Origin of the sequence: Pseudomonas sp. SJZ074, from assembly GCF_007828215.1 — a bacterium.
Taxonomy (GTDB): Bacteria; Pseudomonadota; Gammaproteobacteria; order Pseudomonadales; family Pseudomonadaceae; genus Aquipseudomonas.
In genome coordinates, this window is the sequence record NZ_VIUE01000069.1 from 1 (window position 1) to 1,138 (window position 1,138).

Genomic DNA, 1,138 nt, shown 5'->3' on the forward strand with positions numbered 1-1,138 from the left:
TCCAGCGTACCGTCGGCCAACCAGCGACCGAGGTCGCCGGTCTTGTACAGGCGCGCGTTCGGTTCGCTGCTGAACGGGTCGGCGATGAAACGCTCGGCGCTCAGCTCCGTCCGGTTCAGGTAGCCCCGGGCCACGCCGACACCGCCGATATGGATTTCCCCAGCCACCCCCAACGGTGCCGGTTCGCCTCGCGCATCCAGCACGTGGACCTGGACGTTGGCGAAGGGTCGGCCGATGCTCGGCCGTTCGCCCAAGTCGCGGATCAGGTCGAGGGTGGCGTCCACCGTGCATTCGGTGGGGCCGTACATGTTGTAGAAGCGGATGCTCTGGCAGTTGCGCAGTTTCTCCCAGGTGGCGGCGTTGATCGCCTCGCCACCGAGCAGCACGCTCACCGGCTGGTAGCTCTGGCGCTCCAGCAGGCCGGCGGCGAGCAGTGTGTCGAGCTGCGATGGGGTGGAGTCGAAGGCGTGCACCTGATGCTGTTCGAGGAAGTCCAGCAACTCGCTGCCGCTGGCGCGGATCAGTTGCGGGATGATCACCAGGCGATGGCCGGAGAACAGCTGGGAGATGCCCTTGATCGACATGTCGAAGAAGAACCCGGCGTTCAGAGCCACAGTGGCCGGGGTCGGGCAGTGCTGATGGGTGGTGCGGGTCAGCACGTGCCAGAAGTTGAACACCGAGCGGTGCTCGACCATCACGCCCTTGGACTGACCGGTGGAACCGGAGGTATAGATCACGTAGGCCAGGTGTTCCGCGGTCAGGCCCGGTACTTGTGGGTTGCTGTCGAACGCCGCATCGTCCGCCGCTTGCAACGATTCCACGATGTCCAGTAGCAACACCGGCAGTTCCCCGGACGGTAGGGACAGCGCCGATTGGGTCAACAGCGCCTGGGGTTGGCTGTCCTGGAGCATGAAAGCCATGCGCTCGGCCGGGTGGGCCGGGTCGATGGGCACGTAGGCCGCGCCGGCCTTGAGCACGCCCAAGAGGCCAACGATCATCTCCAGGCTGCGTTCGGCGCAGATGGCCACGCGCTGATCGGGCTGCACGCCCAGTTCAAGCAGTTGCCGGGCCAGGTGGTTGGCGCGGCGGTTGAGTTGGCGATAGCTCAACTGGCGGTCTTCGCAGACCAGGGCCACGG

1 protein-coding gene is annotated in these 1,138 nt (G+C 65.9%); it reads right to left on the bottom strand.

Annotated elements, in window-relative coordinates; translation table 11 throughout:
• On the bottom strand, window positions 1-1,138 hold a 1,138-nt coding region (locus tag FBX99_RS28785; RefSeq protein WP_145133819.1), incomplete at both ends, for an amino acid adenylation domain-containing protein.